Source organism: Bacillus sp. GC_Bacil_1, assembly GCF_026540675.1.
Lineage (GTDB): Bacteria > Bacillota > Bacilli > Bacillales > Bacillaceae_G > Bacillus_A > Bacillus_A cereus.
Genome location: NZ_JALNUG010000024.1, coordinates 59342 through 80294, shown reverse-complemented (window position 1 = coordinate 80294; position 20953 = coordinate 59342). Strand labels below are relative to the sequence as shown.

Sequence of the window (20953 nt, the reverse complement as noted above, 5' to 3'; positions counted from 1 at the left end):
GAGATTTCGGCGGATGACTCCCGGTTGTTCATCACAACCGCAAACTTTTACTTAAATCATTAAGGTGACTTAGTGGACAAAGGTGAAAGTGTGATGAGAGAAGAGGAACGGATGAAAACTAGCTGTATAAGTATATACGGACTTAAACCCAATCGAGAGGAAGGTGAAAGCCGTTACAAGCTTACAGGGCTAGCAATATGTAATCCGTTTTTTAGTATAAATAAAAATGGTATCGGACTATGTCGTTACATGTTCGCAGAGCAGTGTAAGCATTTGTAACGGCGACTAAACATGTGTGGAATCGTAGGATTTATTGGAGAGCAAGATGCAAAGGAAATTTTATTAAAAGGTTTAGAAAAGCTAGAATATCGTGGATATGATTCAGCAGGTATTGCAGTACAAGCAGAGAACGGTGTTGTTGTATACAAAGAAAAAGGCCGTATCGCAAAACTTCGTGAAATCGTAGATGAGAATGTAGCAGCAAGCGTAGGTATCGGACACACACGCTGGGCTACACACGGTGTTCCAAGTAAAGTAAACGCGCATCCGCATCAAAGTACATCAAAACGCTTTACACTAGTTCATAACGGTGTAATTGAAAACTATGAATTAGTGAAAAAGGAATATTTACAAGATGTAACGTTCGTAAGTGAAACAGATACAGAGATTATCGTACAGCTTATGGAACAACAAGTGAGCACAGGATTAAGTGTAGAAGAAGCGTTCCGTAATACGCTATCTCTTTTACATGGCTCTTATGCAATCGGATTACTTGATGCTGAAAATCCAAACATGATTTATGTTGCTAAAAACAAAAGCCCGCTATTAGTAGGTGTTGGTGACAACTTTAATGTTGTGGCGAGCGACGCTATGGCGATGTTACAAGTTACAGATCAATTTATTGAGTTAATGGATAAAGAAATCGTAATCGTAACGAAAGAAAGTATTACAATTAAAAACTTACAAGGTGAAACGATTGAACGTGCACCGTTTACAGCGGAATTAGATGCAAGTGATATTGAAAAAGGAACATACCCTCATTTCATGCTTAAAGAAATCGATGAGCAACCACTTGTAATCCGTAATATAATTCAAAAGTATCAAGATGAAAATGGCGAGATTGAATTAAATCAAGACATTCGAAATGCGATTTTAGATAGCGATCGTATTTACATCATTGCATGTGGAACGAGCTATCATGCAGGTCTTGTTGGAAAACAATTTATCGAGAAGTTTGCAAAAATGCCAGTTGAAGTGCATGTAGCAAGTGAATTCTCTTACAACATGCCATTATTAACAGAAAGACCATTCTTCATTTACATTTCACAAAGTGGTGAAACTGCTGATAGCCGTGCAGTACTTGTACAAACAAATGAAATGGGTCATAAAGCATTAACAATTACAAACGTGCCTGGTTCTACTCTTTCTCGTGAAGCTGATTATACACTTCCGTTATATGCTGGACCAGAAATTGCAGTTGCATCAACGAAAGCTTACACAGCACAGCTTGCAGTACTTTCAATTTTAGCAGCTGATATTGCTAAAGCAAAAGGTGAAGTTCTTGATTTCGATTTAACACACGAACTAGGACTTGTAGCAAATGCAATGATAGAACTTTGTGATCAAAAAGAAGAAATGGACGCATTAGCAAAACAATTTTTAGCGACAACGCGTAACTGTTTCTTCATCGGACGTAGCGTAGACTTCTACGTAGGATTAGAAGGTGCGTTAAAACTAAAAGAAATCTCTTACATCCAAGCAGAAGGATTCGCTGGAGGAGAGTTAAAACACGGTACAATCGCTTTAATCGAAAATGGTACACCAGTTATCGCACTTGCTACACAAGAGCACGTAAACCTTGGAATTCGCGGCAACGTGAAAGAGGTAGTAGCACGCGGAGCTAACCCATGTATCATCTCAATGAAAGGCTTAGAAATGGAAGGAGACAGCTTCGTATTACCAGCTGTACACGAAGCACTAGCACCGCTAGTAGCAGTTATTCCATTACAACTTATTTCATACTACGCAGCACTTCACCGCGAGTGTGACGTTGATAAGCCACGTAACTTAGCTAAGTCTGTTACTGTTGAGTAGGAGATTGGTAGGTTAATAAATATAGTTGTAGCTTTAAAATAAATTTACAAATTTGCACCCCTTTAGATATTTTATCTAAAGGGGTGTTTTTGTGTCGAAAAATAACATCTAGAATTGGTAAGTGGATAGAACCCTATAGATTAAAGTTTTACTTTATCGAATTCACTTTTATTTATCTGAATTTTTCGTTATTATTTTAAGTATTCATGAACAATTTCTTTTATTACGACAAAAAGAGACGAGAGATTTATGGACATTTCAGGGGGGATATTGATGAAAACGATTAAAAAAACATATCTAAGTATAGAAGAGATTATTTCATTACCAACCTTATCAAGTACAAACATAAGTGATGATGGTAAAAACGTAGCATTTGTAAAGAAGACGGCTGATTGGAAAGACAATACATATAGGAATCATGTATGGATATATGAAAAAGATAAGAAGCAGAGTTACCCATTATCAAATGGGGATATAGATAGTACACACCCATTATGGTCTCCAGATGCTAAGTGTATCGCATATCTTAGTCCAGTTGGTGATGGGAAAAATCAGATATTTGTTAAGTCGCTAGATGGTTATAGCGAGGTTCAAATTACTGATGAGAAGGAAGGAATTAGTACATTCAAATGGGATCCTGCTGGCAAAGGTTTTTATTATGTTGCACAGTCAAAAGAATGTGAGGAAATAAAGAAACGTAAGGAATTATATGGAGATTTCCATCATGTAAGTAAGGAACACCAGAATAATTGTTTATATTACATTGAAATAGAAAAGGTGATACAAAGTGATACAGATGAACATGAGAACAGAGTTGTTTATCGATTAACTGATGGTAAGGATTTTCATATCCATGAATTTGATATTTCAAATGATGGTAAAAAGGTTGTATTTATGGCGACACCAAGCTCAAATATGGCAGATTATATAAATGGAGATCTATACATACTCCATATTAAACCTGGAGAGCTACAAAAGCTGAATGTGGATAAATTGTTGGGAGGGAGTGTTTGCTTTTCTCCAGAGGGCAGCAAAATTTGTTACTCAGCAAGCATAAGAGAGAGGGATTACTATAGAAACTATATACAAGATAGTACGTTAGAGATATATGATATTCATAATGGAGAGCTAATTCAACCTTTAACAGATTTTGATAGTACGGTTATGCCATTACAGTGGACAGCTAAAGGGATTTTAATTAGATGGCAGAATAAAACGAATTATCTTATTGGGTTGCTAGCTGAAGATGGAACTGTGGAAATATTAAGCGAAAAAGTAGATGGCTTTATAATGGATGCTTCTATAACAAAGGATGGCAAATATATATCCTACAATAAGGCAATAACAAATGAAACCTTTGAAATCTATTTAGACGATAAAAAAATAACGGATGAAAATAGCTTTTTCAAAGGGAAACTTAGAAGTAACAGGGAAATCATCTCATGGAAAAGTAGCGATAGTCTTGAAATAGAAGGTGTTTTATCAACGCCAGTAGAGTTTGATACTAATAAAAAATATCCTTTATTAGTAGTAATTCACGGCGGTCCGGCTTGGGCGTCTTTTCCGATATTTTCAGACTGCTTCAATGAGAAATATCCGATTGAACAGTTTATTGAAAAAGGCTTTATCGTTTTAGAACCAAATTACAGAGGAAGTTCAGGTTATGGTAATGAATTTTTAAAAGCTAACTATAGAAAACAGGGGATTGCTGACTACGATGATGTTATATCTGGAGTGGATGAACTAGTAGAAAAAGGGATGGTAGACAAGGATAGAGTAGGAGTTATGGGATGGAGCAACGGTGGATATGTATCAGCTTTCTGTTCTACATTTAGTAGTCGATTTAAAGCTATTTCAGTTGGCGGTGGAATCACTAACTGGAGTACCCATTATGTAAATACAGATATACCTTACTTTATTAGAATGTATTTAGGAAATACTCCATGGGATGATCCAGAGATATATACGAAGACATCACCTATGACGTATATTGAATCAGCTTGTACGCCTACCTTAATTCAGCATGGAGAAAAGGATGCAAGAATTCCAATTACAAATGCATATGATCTATATCAAGGATTAATGGATATGGAAGTGGATACAGAATTAATTATATTTAAAGGAATGGCATATAGTCCTAATCAGCCGGGAATGAATGTAGCTATTATGAAGCAGAATTTGATGTGGTTTTCACACTATATTCTTGGAGAAAGTATGGAGGGTTTTAGAACTTTATAATGGATGTTTGTACAAGACATAAGGCTGAAACGGTCTTCATCTTGAGATGATTTATTATAAAATATATACTTAAACTAATATCTGTACACACATCAGGGAGGACTAATATGACAGGAAATAAAAATGACTTACTAGTAGAAAAACGTCAAGAGTTATTGAAAGTATTGCAAGCTCGTTTTGAGAAAAATATGAACCGCCATGAAGGTCTTGAATGGGCTAAGGTTGAAGCTAAGATAGAAGCTAATGCTGAAAAATTATGGTCACTTAACGAAATGGAAGTAACTGGCGGTGAGCCGGATGTTGTTGGTTATGATGAAGAAAAGGACGAATATACTTTCTATGATTGTTCAAAGGAGAGTCCTAAAGGCCGCAGAAGTCTTTGTTATGATCTTGAAGCGTTAGAATCAAGAAAAAAACATAAACCAGAAAATAATGTTATTGATGTTGCAAATGCTATGGGCATTGAACTATTAACGGAAGAACAATATCGGGAATTGCAACAACTTGGGGATTTTGACATGAAATCATCAAGTTGGGTACAAACACCTTCAGATATTCGAGAACTCGGTGGTGCTCTATTTTGCGATTATCGCTTCGGACATGTTTTCGTGTACCACAATGGAGCAGACTCTTACTATGCTGCCAGAGGTTTTCGTGGCTCGTTAAAAGTTTAAATTAGGATAAATAAGAAAAAGAGCCTATACTCAGGCTCTTTTTCTTATTTATATTTTAAAAGTAAACTGTTACTACGCAGTTTTACTTAATTTATATGTTCCGTGGTTATTTTTACGGAAAAGTTTAGGGAAAACATAGCCATCTAATCCAATACGTCCAGCGTTTTGCCCTGCAACTAAAATGAACATAGTTAAAATAAGCAGATTTGGGTTTACACTAACAGTTCCGCTTAATAAAAATGAAAGATTCATTATGATTCCGAAAAATGCAGCTGTTTTTGTTAATCCGCCTAAAATTAAACCTAGACCTACTAAAATTTCTCCCCATTGAACTAAAAAGCTAAATAGGTCTGCGTTTGGAAGAACAAAATTTTGAAGAAAATCTGCCCACCAACTTTGTACTGCAGGATGGTCACCTGATGCTTGAGCGATAGCGCCCTTTAGAAAACCACTTGCATCAAAAGATTGTCCGAAAACTTTACCTATCCCAGCAGCGAGCCATGCATATCCTATGTAAAATCGTAAAAATAATAATATGAAAGCAGCACGTTTATCAGTTCTTAAAAAATTGATAACCATTGAAATCCCTCCAATATTCTATTTACATGTTTATTATATATCCATTGTGAAAAAATTCACAATGGATAAAGTGTGAACAAAAATGGTGTTTTTATAAAATGAAAAAGGCATATAACAATCATATGTTATATGCCTTTTCTATTATATATTTATTAATTTATTTAGGTAATGTAAATTTAGCTTTTTTACCTTGTGAAATATCTTTAGCTTCTTTATTTCTCATAGGTCCTAACTCAATCTCAAAGCTTTTGTCTTTCCAAATCTTTTCATACTGCTCTTGATCTAAAATATATACTTGTAGTAACTCTCCAGATGTTCCTGTTTTGACTGAAGCATTATAGTCATAATTTAATAGCATACCTTCATTAATCGTATATTGTGTACCATCATTCACTCTCAATGTAGAGCTTATAGGAGACAGTGAAACGTCTTGAGCATCTTTGTTATCAAGCTTGAATTTTACTGTTAACAGAACAAGACCGTTTTTAAAATTTGCAAAGCGTGGAGCTTCGACGGAATTTGGTGTGAATTGAGTGAATTGGTATCCGTCTAATGTAACATTAACAGCGCCTAATTCTTGATTGTTATTAATACTTGATTTCTCTTTTAACATTTTTTTATCGCCCATGTTATTAGCTGTAGCTTTATCTTGGTAGAAAGTATTATCTGTTGCAACTTTTTCAGCACCCTGTTTGTTTAAACTTAATGAAAAGCTTCCAGGATTTCCGATTGGAGCATCAAATTTTCCTTTATTAGCTTGTGCAGTTGGGACTGTGACTGAGACTGTTGAGAGACTTGAAATTTTCGCTAGATCATCTTTTCCGAATGGATAAGCGATATAACCAGAAATAGTTTCTCCTGCTTTTACTAAGTAATCATTCGTTGGAGCAAGTTTAGTTGGGAGCTGATCTTCTTTTGGAATTAAATCTTTATAGTTACTATATGCTTTCTGCGCGCCAGTAAATGACATGTCCAATGCTGGCATATAATAAATATCTTTAGCTGAACTATTTTTTACGCTGTAGTTCACAAGAATAACTCCGCCTTCTGTTTGACGATTAAACGGAATATCGAAGTTTGTATGGAATCCATTTAATTCAACTAATGTGTAACTATTCATTGATACTGAAACATCTTCAGCTTTATAGACTTGTGGTTCTTTATTTTCAAAAAGAACTTTTGTTTTACCACCTGTTTCTTTTTCCATATAGGAAATCAGCTTAGAGTAGTCGCTTGATCCAGTAGCTGTATTTTCAGGCTTTTTATCTTCAGTTTTTTTATCTTCGGATTTTTTTTCAGTAGGTTTACTTTCTTTCGTTGTATCTGTTTTTTCCGTTTTGCTTTCTTTTGTTGCATTCTCTTTTTGTTCTTTATTTGTCGTATCGCTTTGACCACAGCCGGTTATTACAAAAGCTGCTACGATTACTGCAGAAAATAAAGAAAGTAATTTTTTTGACATATTTCTTCCCCCTATTTGTTTAAAACTAAATTCTCACATTAGCCCCACGTTTTATTATAAGAAGGTTAGTCAATATTTGCCAGTATTTTTCTGATTATTTTCATTATTTATTATATTATAATAAAATAAATTCGATAGAAGTTTGGAATGGAATATTGGTTTTTATTTTTTTATCATTTGAAATAGTACATCATATTGGTATGATAGAAACAGAGATATATGGAAAGGAGACAAGGACTCGATATGTGGATGAACTTGTAATGATTAGAAATTGGATAGATGAATTTTTCTCTCATAAGTGAGGGTTTATTTAGCTATTTGTAAATCATGCAAGGACTGCATAGTTGGCTTGTACATCCTTTTTGTAAGGACAGAGGTCTAGGTGGGGAAATTTATATCTCTTATATAAAATATGCGTCCTTTAAACTTGGAGGAGTATATGATGAACCAATTAAAAAATAAAGTAGCAGTTGTTACAGGCGTAAGTCGTCTAGACGGTATAGGAGCAGCGATTTGTAAAGAATTAGCTGAGGCAGGATACGATATATTTTTTACGTATTGGACGGATTATGATAAAGAGATGCCTTGGGGCGTTGATAAAAATGAACAAATACAATTAAAAGAAGAGCTATTACAAAAAGGTGTTAGAGTATTGAGCATGGAGTTAGATTTAACTCGGAATGATGCACCGAAAGAGCTTTTAAATAAAGTTACTGAACAATTAGGGTACCCTCATATATTAATTAATAATGCAGCATATTCTACGAATAATGATTTCTCTACGTTGACTGCTGAAGAATTAGATAAGCATTATATGGTTAATATTCGTGCGACTACATTGCTCAGTAGTCAATTTGCCCGAGGATTTGATAAGAAATCTGGTGGTAGAATTGTTAATATGACTTCGGGGCAATTTCAAGGTCCTATGGCAGGAGAACTAGCTTATGCGACAACGAAGGGAGCTATTGATGCTCTTACTAGTACGTTGTCAGCAGAAGTAGCTCAATTAGGAATAACAGTGAATGCAATTAATCCAGGACCAACCGATACAGGATGGATGACTGAAGAGATAAAACAAGGGTTAAAGCCTATGTTTCCTTTTGGCAGAATTGGTGAGCCAAAGGATGCAGCTAGACTCATTAAATTTTTAGTAAGTGAAGAAGCTGAGTGGATTACGGGGCAAGTTATTCATTCAGAAGGCGGATTTAAAAGATAAAAAGAAGGTATCTCACCCTGGTGAGATACCTTCTTTTTTAATCTTTCTTCAGTCTTCGTGCAACCCCATTACCTAAAGACTGTAATCCTTGAACGAGGATAATTAGAATAAAGACGGTTGCATACATTACTTCAGGTTCATAGCGTAAATGTCCGAAGCGATATGCTAAGTCCCCTAGCCCGCCAGCACCTACAAGACCAGCCATTGCTGTTGCGCCGATTAAGCCAATCGTTGCAATTGTTAATCCAAGTACAAGGGAGGGACGAGCTTCTTTAACCATGACGTGCCAAATGATTTTTATAGTAGAGACTCCCATCGCTTGATAGGCCTCAATAACCCCTCGATCTACTTCTAGTAAGGCTGTCTCCATTAAACGTGCGATATAGGGAGCTGTGAAGACGACAAGTGGTACGATAACACCTTGCACGCCAATGGATGTTCCCATTAGAAACTTTGTAAAAGGTAAGATGAAGAATAATAGAATGATAAATGGAAGAGAGCGAATGATATTAATAACTGTATTAAGAATAGGATAGATGATTTTATTTTCACGCTGCCCACCAGGTCTCGTTAAAACAAGTGTGACGCCAAGTGGCAGTGCAATAAGGAGTGAGATGAGTAATGAAATAGATGTCATTTGAAAGGTTTGAATTGTGGCTTCCCATATGACTTTACCCCATTCATCCAAAAAGGACTTGTTTCCCATAATCTGTTCTACCTCCTTCTACGATGATTCCTTGCTCTTGTAAAAATGATAAAGCACGGTGGATTTCATTTTGTTCTCCTTGCATATGAACGACTAGTTTCCCATATGCTTCATGTTTTAACTGCGTAATATTACCGGATAAAATATTCGGATACACTTGGAAACGTTTTGTGGCAACAGCCAAGGCAGGTTCACCTGAAGTAGTGCCAATAAATGAAAGTGTTACAATTTCTCCAGTATTCTGTAGTTCTTTCTGTACCTCTTCTGGAATTTTAGCTGCAAAGGCGCTATTTACAAATTTCTTCGTTGTTACATGTTGTGGGTTTGTGAAAATATCTTTCACAGTCCCGCTTTCGACTACAGATCCATGTTCCATAACGGCAACGCGGTCGCATATACGTTGGATAACGTTCATTTCGTGTGTAATGAGTAAAATCGTAATTCCAATTTCTTCGTTAATCTTTAATAACAAATCAAGAATAGAATCAGTTGTTTCTGGATCTAAAGCGCTCGTTGCTTCATCACTTAATAACACTTCAGGCTCATGTGATAGTGCACGTGCAATTGCAACGCGCTGTTTTTGACCGCCAGAAAGTTCACTTGGATAAGCATCTTTTCGATTGAAAAGATCGACAATGCGTAAATATTTTTCTACCCTTTTTTTAATTTCCGCTTTTGGAATGCCAGCAAGGCGTAAAGGTAATGCAATGTTTTCATAGATGGTAACAGTTTTAAGTAAATTGAATCCTTGAAAGATCATTCCGATTTTTTGTCTCGCTTTTGCTAGTTCTTTTGTCGATAACGTTGTTAAGTCTTGTTCGTTTACAATGATATTTCCTGTCGTTGGTTTTTCTAATAAATTTACACATCGAATCAATGTGCTTTTACCAGCGCCGCTATACCCAATGATTCCAAATACCTCGCCTTTTTCTACTTTAAGGGAAGTAGACTTAAGAGCCTCAACAGTCCCTTTTTTTGTTGAAAATACTTTGGATATGTTTTTTAATTCAATCATTATCGTCAGCTCCTACCAAGATGGTAAAACTGAACCATCAAATTTTTTCTCGATAAACTCTTTTACTTCTTTAGATTGATAAGCTTTCTTTAATTTGTTTACAACGGCATCATCTTTATTTTCAGTACGAACAACGACCCAGTTCACATATGGTGAATCTTTTCCTTCGCGGAAAATAGAATCTTTCGCCGGACTTAATTTTGCACCTAATGCAAAGTTTGTGTTAATTGCGGCTGCTTTCACTTCACTTAGTTGTATTGGTAATTGAGATGCCTCTAATTCAACAATCTTTAAATTTTTCGGGTTTTCAATTACATCCTTTGCAGTCGCTTTTTCTGTAGCCTTTGGATCAACTTTTAAAACCCCTGCTTTTTCAAATAATTTTAAAGCTCGCAGTTCATTCGTTGGGTCATTTGGTACAGCAATTGCATCGCCGTCTTTTAAGTCTTTTACATCTTTTATATCTTTAGAATATACGCCCATAGGGAATGTTACTGTTGAAAATACTTCAGCTAATTTCATATTGCGTTCAGCTTTAAATACATCTAAATACGATTTTGTTTGGTAGCTATTTACATCAAGGCTTTTTTCATCTAAAGATACGTTTGGCGCTACATAATCATTAAATACTTTTATATCAATTTCGAGGCCATCTTTTGCGGCAACTTCTTTTACCTTTTCAAAAATTTGTTCATGCGGCCCACCTGTTACACCGACAGTAATCTTTTTCTCGTCTAATGCTTTTACCTCTTTATCTGAACTCACGCTACATGCGCCTAATAATAATACTGCTCCGCTTACAATGCTTAATAATACCTTTTTCATCTATAAATCCCCCTTCATATACGTTCCAAAATAAAAAGCACCTCCCAAAAATAAGAGAGGTGCCGAATAGACGAAATAGATTCCTCTCTTATCTTCCAAAACGAAAACTCGTTTTGCAGGAATTAGCACCTTAGCTTATACGTCATAAGCTCGGTTGCCGGGCATCATCGGGCCAGTCCCTCCGCCACTCTTGATAAGAGTATGTGTATGTAGTTTTGAATATGGTACTAATAGTAAATCGTACAAAAAGAATTGTCAATGTTATTTTCAGAATATATTTTATTTTAAGGTAATCGAAACATTTCCTTTCTTATGGCCCATTTCTACATACGTATGGGCTTCTACAACTTCTTCTAATCGGTAAGTTCTATCAATAACAGGTTTTAGCTTTTCTGTTTCAGCTAGTTGTTTTAGTAGGTTCATATCTTCTTTACTGACCTTTGCCATCATTCCGTTCACAGATACATATTTTCCATTAGGCATTAATGCATCTGTACAAAGAGACTTATTATATTTTCCAACTGCGTCAAATATAATATCGTAGTGATCGCCCCGCTTAGTAAAATCTTCTTTCATATAATTAATTACGTTGTCTGCCCCTAAATTTGTTACTAAATCGAAATTCGAACTACTACAAATGGCTGTGACAGTCGCCCCGAAGTATTTAGCAAGCTGTACGGCAGCTGTCCCTACTGACCCAGAGGCGCCGTATATAAGTACTCGTTGCCCTTTTTTTATCTGTCCTTTTCTAAGGAAGTGCAATGCTGAAGTTCCGCCAAAAGGAATAACGGCAGCTTCTTCATATGTCACATTGGTAGGTTTTAATGCTATTAATCCACTTTCATGCACGCATGTGTATTCCGCATAACCACCAAGGTTTAGTTCTGTTAATGCAAAAACTGGATCTCCTTTTTTAAATTGTGTTACATCTGATCCAATGTCTTCGATTTCACCGGATAACTCTACGCCAAGTATAGGTTTTCTCGGTTTTCTGAAACCTAATATGATCCGCATAGGAATCCAAAATAAGAGGGGGCTATTAAAGCCACGTATTCTACAATCTCCAGTCGATACACTTGTTGCGTGAATTTTAACTAATACTTCATTTTTCTTAGGTTTAGGCTTTTCTATATTTTGAAGCTGGAGAACATTAGGTGGTCCATACTTTGTGCAAATAATAGCTTTCATAATGACCTCCTGAAATGAGTTGTTATTATTTACATCATATTTAAACTTTTTCTCAAACATGTTGCTATATAGGAAATAAATTTAAAGAAGAATATTACGAATTATATAGATTTCATAGGAAAAGAGATGATATTATTTTTGGGAAGGAGGGGACGTTATGAAAAAATTTATTTTAATTTCAAGTTTAGTACTTGCAGTCGGTCTAGGAGTAGGGTGTAGTAATGAGAAAACAAAAAAGACTGATGAGCCGAAAAAAGAAGCTGTGCAGAAAGAAAAGGAATTAACAGCGAAGGATGTTTTCAATAAAGCGAATGAAGCTTTTAAAAACGAAGAAAATGTAACGATGACATATGATGTGGGAATAAAGGCTGAAGGAACAGAGATGAATGTAATAAAGGCCAAAATGCAATTAGAGCCGAAGCAAAAAAATTCTCGTTCTGAAATGAATGTTTCTGGTACAGAGGTTGTTGTTTATGATGTGGGTGGCAAAATTGCTGGTCAGTTGAAAAATCCTAATACGGGTGAAGTGATGTCTGTACCAGAGGAACAATTAAATGCTAACGGAATGAATGCGACTCAAGGAATGGTAGATAATTTAGAGATTCCATCGGAAATTTTAAATAAAGTGAAGATGGAGAAAAGTGGAGATAATTATAAGCTGAAGTTTGCATTAAAAGGGCAAGAGACAGAGAGTATGTTAGCTAGTATGGATGAAAAGCAGAAACAAATGCTACAAGGCCAAAATGCAAAGATAGAAGAAATAGATGGAGAATATATTATTACAAAAGATTTTAAATATGAATCAGCAAAGATAGATATGGTTATGAGTAGCAATGGTGAGGATAAAGCGCACATTATTACGGATGCGAAGTTTACATCGTATGATAAATTTGATCCAATACAATTGCCAGCAGCAAAGTAATCACTGTCAAGAGAGGTACCTGAAAGAACGGGTATCTCTTTTTGTTGCTAATAAGGAGAGTGTCCTTTGAAAAAAAGAAAGATAGTAGTGGTCATTGTCGCATATACGGTTTTGCTTGCAACGTCTGTACATACGTATAAAAAACAAATTGATCATCCTATTATGAGTGATGTAGGTAAATTGCTTCCGACAAAAATAAAACGTGTTGAAAGTGCTACGGAAGAGCACTCGTTAATAAAATTAGTGCGAGATGCAAAAGTTTCAGGAGAGAAAATTTCCATTGCAGGCATGCAACATAGCCAAGGAGGACAGACATATTATCCGAATGGCACGATGCTCGATATGAAAGGATATAATAAAATATTAGAATTCGATCCAGAGAAGAAGCGTATTACAGTTCAAAGTGGTGTCACGTGGAATGATATTCAGAAGAAAATAAATCCATATGGCCTTGCGGTACAGGTCATGCAGTCTCAAAATATTTTTACTGTTGGTGGTTCATTAAGTGTAAATGTACATGGGCGTGATATTCGTCATGAGGCACTAATTGATACAGTAGATTCATTTAGATTGTTAATGGCAGATGGCACGGTACGTAATGTAAGTAGAGAAGAAAATGCAGAGTTATTTCCATATGTCATTGGGGGTTACGGTTTATTTGGAGTTATTTTAGATGTGACGCTGAAGTTAACAGATGATGAATTATATGAAATGCACACGAGAATGATAGATTATAAAGAATACGCATCTTATTTCAAAGAGAAAGTGAAAAGAGATGAGAATGTTCGTATGCACTTAGCGCGTATTTCTGTTGCTCCAAATTCATTTTTAAAAGAGATGTATGTGACGGATTATACTTTGGCACAAAATCAAAATATGAGAGAAGAGTACAGTGAATTAAAGGAAGAAAATATTATAGTTGCACCTAAATTTTTACTTGGGTTATCACGTTATAGTGATTGGGGAAAGAATACATTTTGGGATATACAAAGAGGTTATTTTGAACGTACAGATGGAAAGTATGAGACGCGTAATAATGTTATGAGATCAGATAGTGCTTTTATGGAATATGAAAATCCAAATAGGACCGAAGTGTTACAAGAATACTTTGTGCCTATAGATGCTTTCGCGGAGTATATAGATGATTTACGTAACGCATTAAATGAAGAAGAGTTTAATTTACTCAACATTACGATTCGTTACGTGGAAAAGAATGAAAATGCAGTTTTGTCCTATGCGAAAGATGATATGTTTGCGCTGGTTCTTTTGATTAACCAGGGACGCTCAGAGAGTGAGATAAAGAAAACAGAGGATGTCATTCGGAAGATGATTGATGTTACTTTAAAGCATAACGGTAGTTACTATTTGCCGTACTATTCTTATCCAACGAAAGAGCAGTTAAAAAGGGCATATCCTCGTATTGAAGAATTTCTCAAGAAAAAGAAGGAAGTAGATTCAGAAGAGAGATTTGTTAATTTATTTTATAGGGAGTATACGAAATGACATATAGAAGATTTGTGGCTTCGCAAAGTATTATCATGATGGCAGGAAGTATGGTATTTCCTTTTTATATATTATTACTTCGAAACGTTGGAAATAGCTTCTCGCAATTTGGCTGGGCGTATGGCTTATTTGCTTTAACATCAGCACTTGTATATCCACTAGTGGGAAAGGTATCTGATCAAGTAGGTGATAAAAAATTATTAATCATATACGCTTGGTCCATGGCAATCTTAATGCTTTGCTTTCCGATTGCCACGGAAGTATGGCATGTGTATATTCTTCAAATTGTAATGGGAGTTTTAGGTGCTGTGCAGCGTAATACTGAGAAGACTTCATTAGCACGAAAGGTTGCGCAGGAAAAGGCTGGTTATGAGATTGGAAAATACCATGTGTGGACATCCATTGGCGGAGCAGTAGCGGTTATTGCCACGGGATATTTAGTAGATTTCTTTACGATCGGTACAATTTTTTATATTGCATCTATTCTATATGTAGTGAGCGGGATTGTATTAAGTAGTAAAAAAATATAACTATTCCTATTTTCACCTTAATACCCTTTATTTGTTATACTAAAAGGGAATACAAAAGAAAAGGGGACAGTGCCTTTGATGAAATTTGTAGTTTTAGCTATTCTTACTTTGTTTTTGATTCCATGGACAAGAAGTAGTAGTAAGCTTCGAGCAGTGGATAAGAAGGGAGATAAGAAGGTTGTAAAGGGTAAGAAATCATCTATTTTAGTTATTCCTGTTTTATTTTGGATAGGTATTGCAATCTATGAATACTTTTGGCTAATTGATGATCGAGTAGACTCGATTCTTACTCATTATTCTGTTGCAGTAGCAATTTTAATTGGGCTTGTTTTATTTTCACAAGATCAAATAGGGAAATTAGAAGGTACATTAAAAGGACTTCTAATGTTTATTTTACTCGCAAGTTACGGCTACTTTGGTTATTTGCACGATATAGTAATCTCGCAAAAGAAATATGATTCTGTTGTTAAGATAGAGAAAGATATTTCAGAGCCATTTACTGAAAATGACCAGCCGTTTACAGTGCCGCCAAAGACAGCGGAGAATAAGATGAAAAAAGTATTTGGTGATATTCCGAAAGTAGCTTATTTTGAGCTAGGAGAATTAACGCCACAAATGGTAAACGGCGAAGCTTTATATGTAGCGCCGATTGAAGTTTCAGGATTTTTTAAAGCGCGTAAAGCTGAGACAATTCCAGGGTATGTAACGATGTCAGGTACGAATCCTGATGCGGAAGCGAAATTACACCTCGGTTATAAAATGAAATATGTACCGAGCATGTTTTTTGGTAATAATTTAGAACGTGTGGTAAGGCAAGCAGAACCAAATTTAATCTTTAAAGGGAAACCTAAATTTGAGGTTGATGATAAAGGGAAACCATATTATACAATGACGTATGGTGAATTTATTTCAGGAAGATCTGGATTTGAGGTAGAAGGTGTTGTCGTAGTAGACGCACAAACAGGTGAAGTGAAAAGGTATGATAAAGGAAAGGCACCTAAATTTGTTGATGGTGTATTAAATCATGAGACTGCATCTACGTTAAATACGTACTTTGGTAAATATATTCACGGATTTTGGAATACGAAATTCTCGCAAACTGATATGAAGATTCCGACTGAGTGGGGAACGAAAGAAGGAGTTACACCAATCTTTGGTAAGGATGGAACGTTATATTACTTTACTGATTTCACCTCTCCGAAAGAAGGAGTAGATTCTGCGTTAGGTTACTCGCTTATTGATGCGCGTACAGGTAAGTTATATTACTATAACGGCAAAGAAGTAAAGGGAATTATGGATGGTTCAGCAGCTACAGAAGTAGTGGATAATTCCTTTAAGAGAGAGAAATGGCATGGGACAATGCCTGTCATTTATAACGTATACGGAAAACCAGCTTGGATTATTCCGGTTGTTGATGACGGAGGCCTAGTACGTGCACATACAGTTGTATATGCTGCTAATGCAAAAATATTTGCGACAGGTTCGACGCAGAAAGAAGCGCTTGAGAATTATAAAAACGTAATGAGCGGTAATGGTGATACCTTTAGACCAACCTCAACAGGAAAAGAAGCGCAAAAAGAAGGTATTGTACAACGTGTATATAAAGAGAAATCAGGTGAAAATACAATCGTGTACGTACTTTTAGAGAATGAACAAAAGGTATTTATGATACCAGTGAAGAAATTCCCGTATGCTATGTTTACAGAAGTAGGAGACCCAATTCAAATTACATATTTAGATACAGGAGAGACGATGGCCTCGGTATCTAAATTTGCGAATAGCAATGTGAAAAAGTAAAGCGATAGAATTTCTATCGCTTTTTTTACATTATGAAAGAGGAAAATGCGCTGTACTTGACGTATGTTTATGATGTAACTATAATTGTTACGATTCAGTGTGTATAGGAAAGGGTGAATTGAAAAAGTGAATGAAGTTAATCACGAAATATATAAACCTGTAAAGGCAAACAGGTTATGGATGATTCTTGTATTAGGAACACTTACGGCGATTGGGCCATTATCTATTGATATGTATTTGCCTTCATTACCGAAGTTAACGGATGATTTGCAAACAGGTGCATCCTTAGCGCAGCTTACATTAACAGCTTGTTTGCTTGGGCTGTCAGTAGGACAATTATTTGTTGGCTCAATTAGCGATATTTACGGAAGACGCAAACCACTTATTATTGCTCTTATTATTTATGTTGCTTCTTCTTTACTTTGTGCTATTGCGCCATCTATTTGGACATTAGTATTATTGCGCTTCCTACAAGGAGCTTCAGGATCAGCCGGGATTGTTATATCACGTGCAATGGTACGTGATATGTACTCAGGTTCTGAAATGACGAAGTTTTTCTCACTGCTTATGTTAGTAAACGGAGCAGCACCTATTTTGGCACCGATTATTGGGGGGCAATTATTACAGTTTACAACGTGGCGCGGTGTTTTCATCGTTCTTGGAGCAATTAGCGTATTCATGTTAATCTCAGCTACTTTTGTATTGCGTGAAACATTACCTCCTGAAGAAAGAGAAACGGGTGGTTTGTCAGGGACTTTGGCGACGTACGGAAAATTGTTAAAGGACCGTCTGTTTATGGGATATGCATTGTCACAAGGATTAGTAACAGCGGCAATGTTTGCATACATTTCGGGCTCACCATTTGTGTTGCAGAACATATACGGAGCATCACCACAGCAATTTAGTTTATTCTTTGCGATTAACGGCATCGGTATTATTATTGCTAGTCAGGTAACGGGTCGTTTAGCGGGGAAAGTGAATGAGAAGACATTATTTGTTGCTGGTATTATTATCGCAGCTGTTGGTGGCCTATCTTTACTACTGACAATCGTACTAGGAATAGGTTTAATCGGTGTTTTATGTTCGTTATTCCTTGTTGTATCAAGTGTCGGGGTTGTATCAACAACTGGGTTCTCATTAGCGATGAGAAATCAGAAGCAAGCTGCAGGAACAGCGTCAGCTTTATTAGGCTTATTACAGTTCATTTCAGGAGCGCTTGTCGCTCCGCTAGTAGGTATTGGTGGGAGTAATACAGCGTTACCGATGGGTGTTGTTATTGCGCTTTGTGAAGTAGGAGCAGTATTATGTTATCTATTTATGGCCAGAAGAAGTGAGAAGCAGTTTGAACTGCAACAAAGACAAAATTTAGAGGCTTAACAAAAAAGAACTGATTCAAAGGGAATGTTTGAATCAGTTCTTTTTTTCATTTCTTTGAAATACCTCATACATATTATTCATGATCGTATCATATAAAACAGCAAGTTTATCCCACACCCAGCGATTACTATCGACTTCTTTTTCCCCACAGTCGATAATATCGGTATGGTCAGTAATTTTATACGCTTTTTTAACGATAATAGGAGCAATCTTCGGTATACGTGGGATTTCCTTTAAGGTATCTGCAAAGTTTCCAATGTAGACATGACCGATGATTTCGATTGTTAATGATTTATCCGATATATTTAGCGCGGTATGAAATTGATTTGTATGTTGTTGTTTTAAATATTGAGCTAACTTAAATGGAGCATGCTTCTTCTTTAATACGCGGCGAAGGCTCTCTGTATTTTCGATATGAAGTGATTTTTCGCGAATAAGGACACGAATATCTTCTCCCATAAAAGGCATTGTGTTGTACATAGATGATTCTCCTTAAAACCTTACATATGTTTGCGTTATGCATATGTAAGTCTAGCATGGTTTGTTCTTTATGTGTGCTTACAGTTTTGTAAGGTGATGTAGTAAAGCATTGCAAAAGTTATTTGTATAAAGTGACGATACTGTGACAAACATGTTGGTATATATATTACGATGTCGTCTTAAGTGTAAAAAGTAGGGCGTTCTCGGTATAATAACAAGTGGAGATAAAAGAAACTATAATGAGTAATAGCTGTAGATAAAAGGAGAAGAAGAGATGAAGAAGGTTTTGGGTATTGCTGTAATGGGAAGTATGATCCTTCTAGCAGGATGTAATGGAAATAAAGATACGAAAGAACCGAAAGAAAAGGTAGAGCAATCTACTGAACAAACAGAAGAGATGAAAGAATACCTTGCAGTACATGAAAAATACGATATAAAAATGAATAAAGAAATTAATAAAGCACTGCAGTTATTTGAAGTGGCAAAAGAAAAGGGCGGTAAGGAAATAACGAATGCTACATATAAAGAAGACGTGCAAAAGGTAACAACGAGCATGTTAGAAGATATTGATCATATACGTAAAGAAATTCGTGTTCCGAAGTCGAAAGAGCAAGAACATGAGGTATATATTGGTTTCTTGAATGAATCAGAACAAGCGATGAAAAAATTACAGAAGTTAGCTAAAGAAGAAGATTCATCGTTGATTCGTGATATAGAAATTAATTTTGCAACAGCATCGACATACTATAAACGTTTTCAAGCAGAAACGAAAAAATAACCTTGCCTGTGCAGGGTTATTTTTTCTTCTTGCCATCTCCGTCTTCATCCTCAGATACTAATATTTTCTGTTCTTCGTGAAATTCGGAAATAGTTTGCCCGGTAATATTATCGAAAGGAGTATAAAAAGAAGTAATACGTTTCTTTTTACTAAAGAGTTTATAGGAGCCGATGATGACAAGTATAACGATTGTTAAGGTTAATCCTATAGTAGCAAGAAGTAAGGGGTCCATCTTATAACCCCTTTAACATCATTTCTTTTTATTATAAGCCGAAAACTGTAATTTCGATAAATGAATTAAAAACTGATTTTTCTAAATTTATCCAATCTGATTGACTTTTCAATTTTTCAGAATTATAATTCGAAATATACAATTTGAACCAAATAATAATATAGCAATTTACTTATCCAGAGAGGTAGAGGGACTGGCCCTATGACACCTCAGCAGCGGGTTCTGTAATAGGAACACCGTGCTAATTCCAGCAAGCAAGTCTTGAAAGATAAGTGATGGGCCTTTGTTTGTTAAGCCTTGATCTTATTTTTTAAGATCAAGGCTTTTTGTATTCTAAAAAGAGAAAAGGGAGTAATGGAAAAAGTACGTTCATAAAACAAAGTAAATTCATGTGTTTAGGGGGTTATTGAAGTGTATGTAATTAAAAAATTATCGGTTATGGTGTTCACACTATGGGTTATTACGACAGTGACATTTCTAATTATGCATATTATTCCGGGAGATCCATTTTCATCAGATGCAAAAATCTTTCCTGAAGAAGTGATCCAAAACATGAGAGCGAAGTATCACCTTGATGAACCGTTATGGAATCAATATGTTGCTTATTTAGACGGTGTAGTTCATTTTGATTTTGGTGAATCTGTTCAATCAACCGGGCAAGGTGTATCAGAGATTATAACAACTGGCTTTGGTCCATCAGCAATTATTGGTCTACAAGCACTTGTTATTTCATTGTTAGTAGGAATTGCGGCAGGGACATTTGCTGCTCTCTATCATGGGAGAGTAATTGACTATAGTGTGAGTTTGCTCGCAATTTTAGGTATTTCTATTCCAAGTTTTATTTTAGCGCCACTATTTATACAAGTATTCGCTATCCAATTTGAGTTTTTACCAGTAGCCTCTTGGGGAACATTCGAACATACGGTATTGCCATCCTTTGCATTAGCGTTAGGGCCAATCGCAGTTATTACAAGGTTTGTTCGTTCTAATATGATCGAAGTACTGCAGAGTGATTATATTAAGCTAGCAAGAGCAAAAGGTATACCAATTAAGAAGATTATTATAAGACACGCTCTTCGAAATGCGATTGTTCCAGTACTTACATTTGTTGGACCGTTAATGGCTGGACTCTTAACAGGGACTTTCGTTATTGAAAAAATCTTTTCAATTCCTGGCCTAGGAAAATATTTTGTAGATAGTATTTTTAACCGAGATTATCCAGTGATTATGGGAACAACCATTTTTTATAGTGCACTTTTAATTGTATGTATTTTTATTACAGATATTATTCATCGTATTGTTGATCCGCGTATTCGTTCTATTACATAAGGAGGGGGGAT

Annotated in this window: 20 protein-coding genes and 2 riboswitches; of the genes, 12 read left to right on the top strand and 8 right to left on the bottom strand. The window is 35.8% G+C overall.

All coding sequences use genetic code 11. From position 1 onward, the window contains the following. The first annotated feature begins 93 nt into the window (after window positions 1-93). The 4 genes from OXT04_RS26395 to OXT04_RS26380 all read left to right on the top strand — a co-directional run bounded on the left by OXT04_RS26395 (window position 94) and on the right by OXT04_RS26380 (window position 5006). Window positions 94-279: a hypothetical protein gene (locus OXT04_RS26395; RefSeq protein WP_001206405.1), complete on the top strand. Its 186-nt coding sequence runs from the start codon at window positions 94-96 to the stop codon at window positions 277-279. 12 nt (window positions 280-291) lie between these two features. After that, on the top strand, window positions 292-2094 hold the full coding sequence (gene glmS, locus OXT04_RS26390) for a glutamine--fructose-6-phosphate transaminase (isomerizing) (RefSeq protein WP_000334155.1): 1803 nt from the start codon (window positions 292-294) through the stop codon (window positions 2092-2094). Between the two features lie 273 nt (window positions 2095-2367). Further along, complete coding sequence (locus OXT04_RS26385; protein ID WP_141505589.1) at window positions 2368-4332, top strand: S9 family peptidase; 1965 nt, start codon at window positions 2368-2370, stop codon at window positions 4330-4332. Window positions 4333-4439: 107 nt separating this feature from the next. After that, complete coding sequence (locus OXT04_RS26380) at window positions 4440-5006, top strand: DUF4256 domain-containing protein (RefSeq protein ID WP_000147403.1); 567 nt, start codon at window positions 4440-4442, stop codon at window positions 5004-5006. 72 nt (window positions 5007-5078) lie between these two features. Here OXT04_RS26380 and OXT04_RS26375 read toward each other — a convergent pair whose 3' ends face one another. After that, on the bottom strand, window positions 5079-5585 hold the full coding sequence (locus tag OXT04_RS26375; protein WP_000236337.1) for a DoxX family membrane protein: 507 nt from the start codon (window positions 5583-5585) through the stop codon (window positions 5079-5081). Between the two features lie 157 nt (window positions 5586-5742). Further along, window positions 5743-7044, bottom strand: a complete 1302-nt coding sequence (locus OXT04_RS26370) for a DUF5068 domain-containing protein (RefSeq protein WP_000038602.1) — start codon at window positions 7042-7044, stop codon at window positions 5743-5745. 439 nt (window positions 7045-7483) lie between these two features. On the opposite strand from OXT04_RS26370, the gene OXT04_RS26365 reads away from it, so the two are divergent. Beyond that, a complete protein-coding gene (locus OXT04_RS26365) occupies window positions 7484-8260 on the top strand; it encodes an SDR family oxidoreductase (protein ID WP_002094237.1) in 777 nt (258 codons plus the stop codon). A gap of 37 nt (window positions 8261-8297) precedes the next feature. On the opposite strand, the gene OXT04_RS26360 is transcribed toward OXT04_RS26365, so the two are convergent. The 4 genes from OXT04_RS26360 to OXT04_RS26345 all read right to left on the bottom strand — a co-directional run bounded on the left by OXT04_RS26360 (window position 8298) and on the right by OXT04_RS26345 (window position 11994). Next, the gene (locus OXT04_RS26360; protein ID WP_061660792.1) at window positions 8298-8966 is read right to left on the bottom strand and encodes a methionine ABC transporter permease; all 669 of its coding nucleotides are present in this window, start codon (window positions 8964-8966) and stop codon (window positions 8298-8300) included. Beyond that, a complete protein-coding gene (locus OXT04_RS26355; protein WP_016084002.1) occupies window positions 8941-9981 on the bottom strand; it encodes a methionine ABC transporter ATP-binding protein in 1041 nt (346 codons plus the stop codon). The genes OXT04_RS26360 and OXT04_RS26355 overlap by 26 nt, the downstream gene beginning before the upstream one ends. Window positions 9982-9993: 12 nt before the next feature. After that, window positions 9994-10806: a MetQ/NlpA family ABC transporter substrate-binding protein gene (locus OXT04_RS26350; protein ID WP_023520834.1), complete on the bottom strand. Its 813-nt coding sequence runs from the start codon at window positions 10804-10806 to the stop codon at window positions 9994-9996. 85 nt (window positions 10807-10891) lie between these two features. Continuing rightward, window positions 10892-11006: riboswitch (SAM riboswitch) on the bottom strand. 79 nt (window positions 11007-11085) lie between these two features. Continuing rightward, complete coding sequence (locus tag OXT04_RS26345; protein ID WP_267418629.1) at window positions 11086-11994, bottom strand: NAD(P)-dependent alcohol dehydrogenase; 909 nt, start codon at window positions 11992-11994, stop codon at window positions 11086-11088. A 157-nt stretch (window positions 11995-12151) separates the two neighbouring features. Between OXT04_RS26345 and OXT04_RS26340 the strand changes: the two genes are divergently transcribed. From OXT04_RS26340 to OXT04_RS26320, 5 genes are all read left to right on the top strand, one after another. Beyond that, a complete protein-coding gene (locus OXT04_RS26340; protein ID WP_000713524.1) occupies window positions 12152-12916 on the top strand; it encodes a DUF6612 family protein in 765 nt (254 codons plus the stop codon). Window positions 12917-12982: 66 nt separating this feature from the next. Beyond that, window positions 12983-14419, top strand: coding sequence for an FAD-binding oxidoreductase (locus OXT04_RS26335; RefSeq protein WP_267418628.1), 1437 nt, complete (start codon window positions 12983-12985; stop codon window positions 14417-14419). After that, window positions 14416-14949, top strand: a complete 534-nt coding sequence (locus tag OXT04_RS26330) for an MFS transporter (RefSeq protein WP_000222367.1) — start codon at window positions 14416-14418, stop codon at window positions 14947-14949. The genes OXT04_RS26335 and OXT04_RS26330 overlap by 4 nt, the downstream gene beginning before the upstream one ends. 78 nt (window positions 14950-15027) lie before the next feature. Next, entirely contained in the window at window positions 15028-16746 is a 1719-nt protein-coding gene (locus OXT04_RS26325; RefSeq protein WP_000674039.1) for a DUF3981 domain-containing protein, read from the top strand. 117 nt (window positions 16747-16863) lie between these two features. Then, entirely contained in the window at window positions 16864-18123 is a 1260-nt protein-coding gene (locus tag OXT04_RS26320) for a multidrug effflux MFS transporter (RefSeq protein ID WP_229190176.1), read from the top strand. A gap of 33 nt (window positions 18124-18156) precedes the next feature. On the opposite strand, the gene OXT04_RS26315 is transcribed toward OXT04_RS26320, so the two are convergent. Beyond that, a complete protein-coding gene (locus OXT04_RS26315; RefSeq protein ID WP_061660787.1) occupies window positions 18157-18603 on the bottom strand; it encodes a hypothetical protein in 447 nt (148 codons plus the stop codon). Between the two features lie 274 nt (window positions 18604-18877). On the opposite strand from OXT04_RS26315, the gene OXT04_RS26310 reads away from it, so the two are divergent. Next, the gene (locus OXT04_RS26310) at window positions 18878-19381 is read left to right on the top strand and encodes a hypothetical protein (protein ID WP_000756522.1); all 504 of its coding nucleotides are present in this window, start codon (window positions 18878-18880) and stop codon (window positions 19379-19381) included. A 16-nt stretch (window positions 19382-19397) separates the two neighbouring features. On the opposite strand, the gene OXT04_RS26305 is transcribed toward OXT04_RS26310, so the two are convergent. Further along, complete coding sequence (locus OXT04_RS26305) at window positions 19398-19613, bottom strand: DUF3951 domain-containing protein (protein WP_267418627.1); 216 nt, start codon at window positions 19611-19613, stop codon at window positions 19398-19400. Between the two features lie 169 nt (window positions 19614-19782). Further along, window positions 19783-19888: riboswitch (SAM riboswitch) on the top strand. Window positions 19889-20024: 136 nt separating this feature from the next. Between OXT04_RS26305 and OXT04_RS26300 the strand changes: the two genes are divergently transcribed. Beyond that, window positions 20025-20942 carry an ABC transporter permease gene (locus tag OXT04_RS26300; RefSeq protein WP_097997501.1) on the top strand — a complete coding sequence of 306 codons (918 nt, stop codon included), beginning with the start codon at window positions 20025-20027 and terminating at the stop codon, window positions 20940-20942. Window positions 20943-20953: the final 11 nt, after the last annotated feature.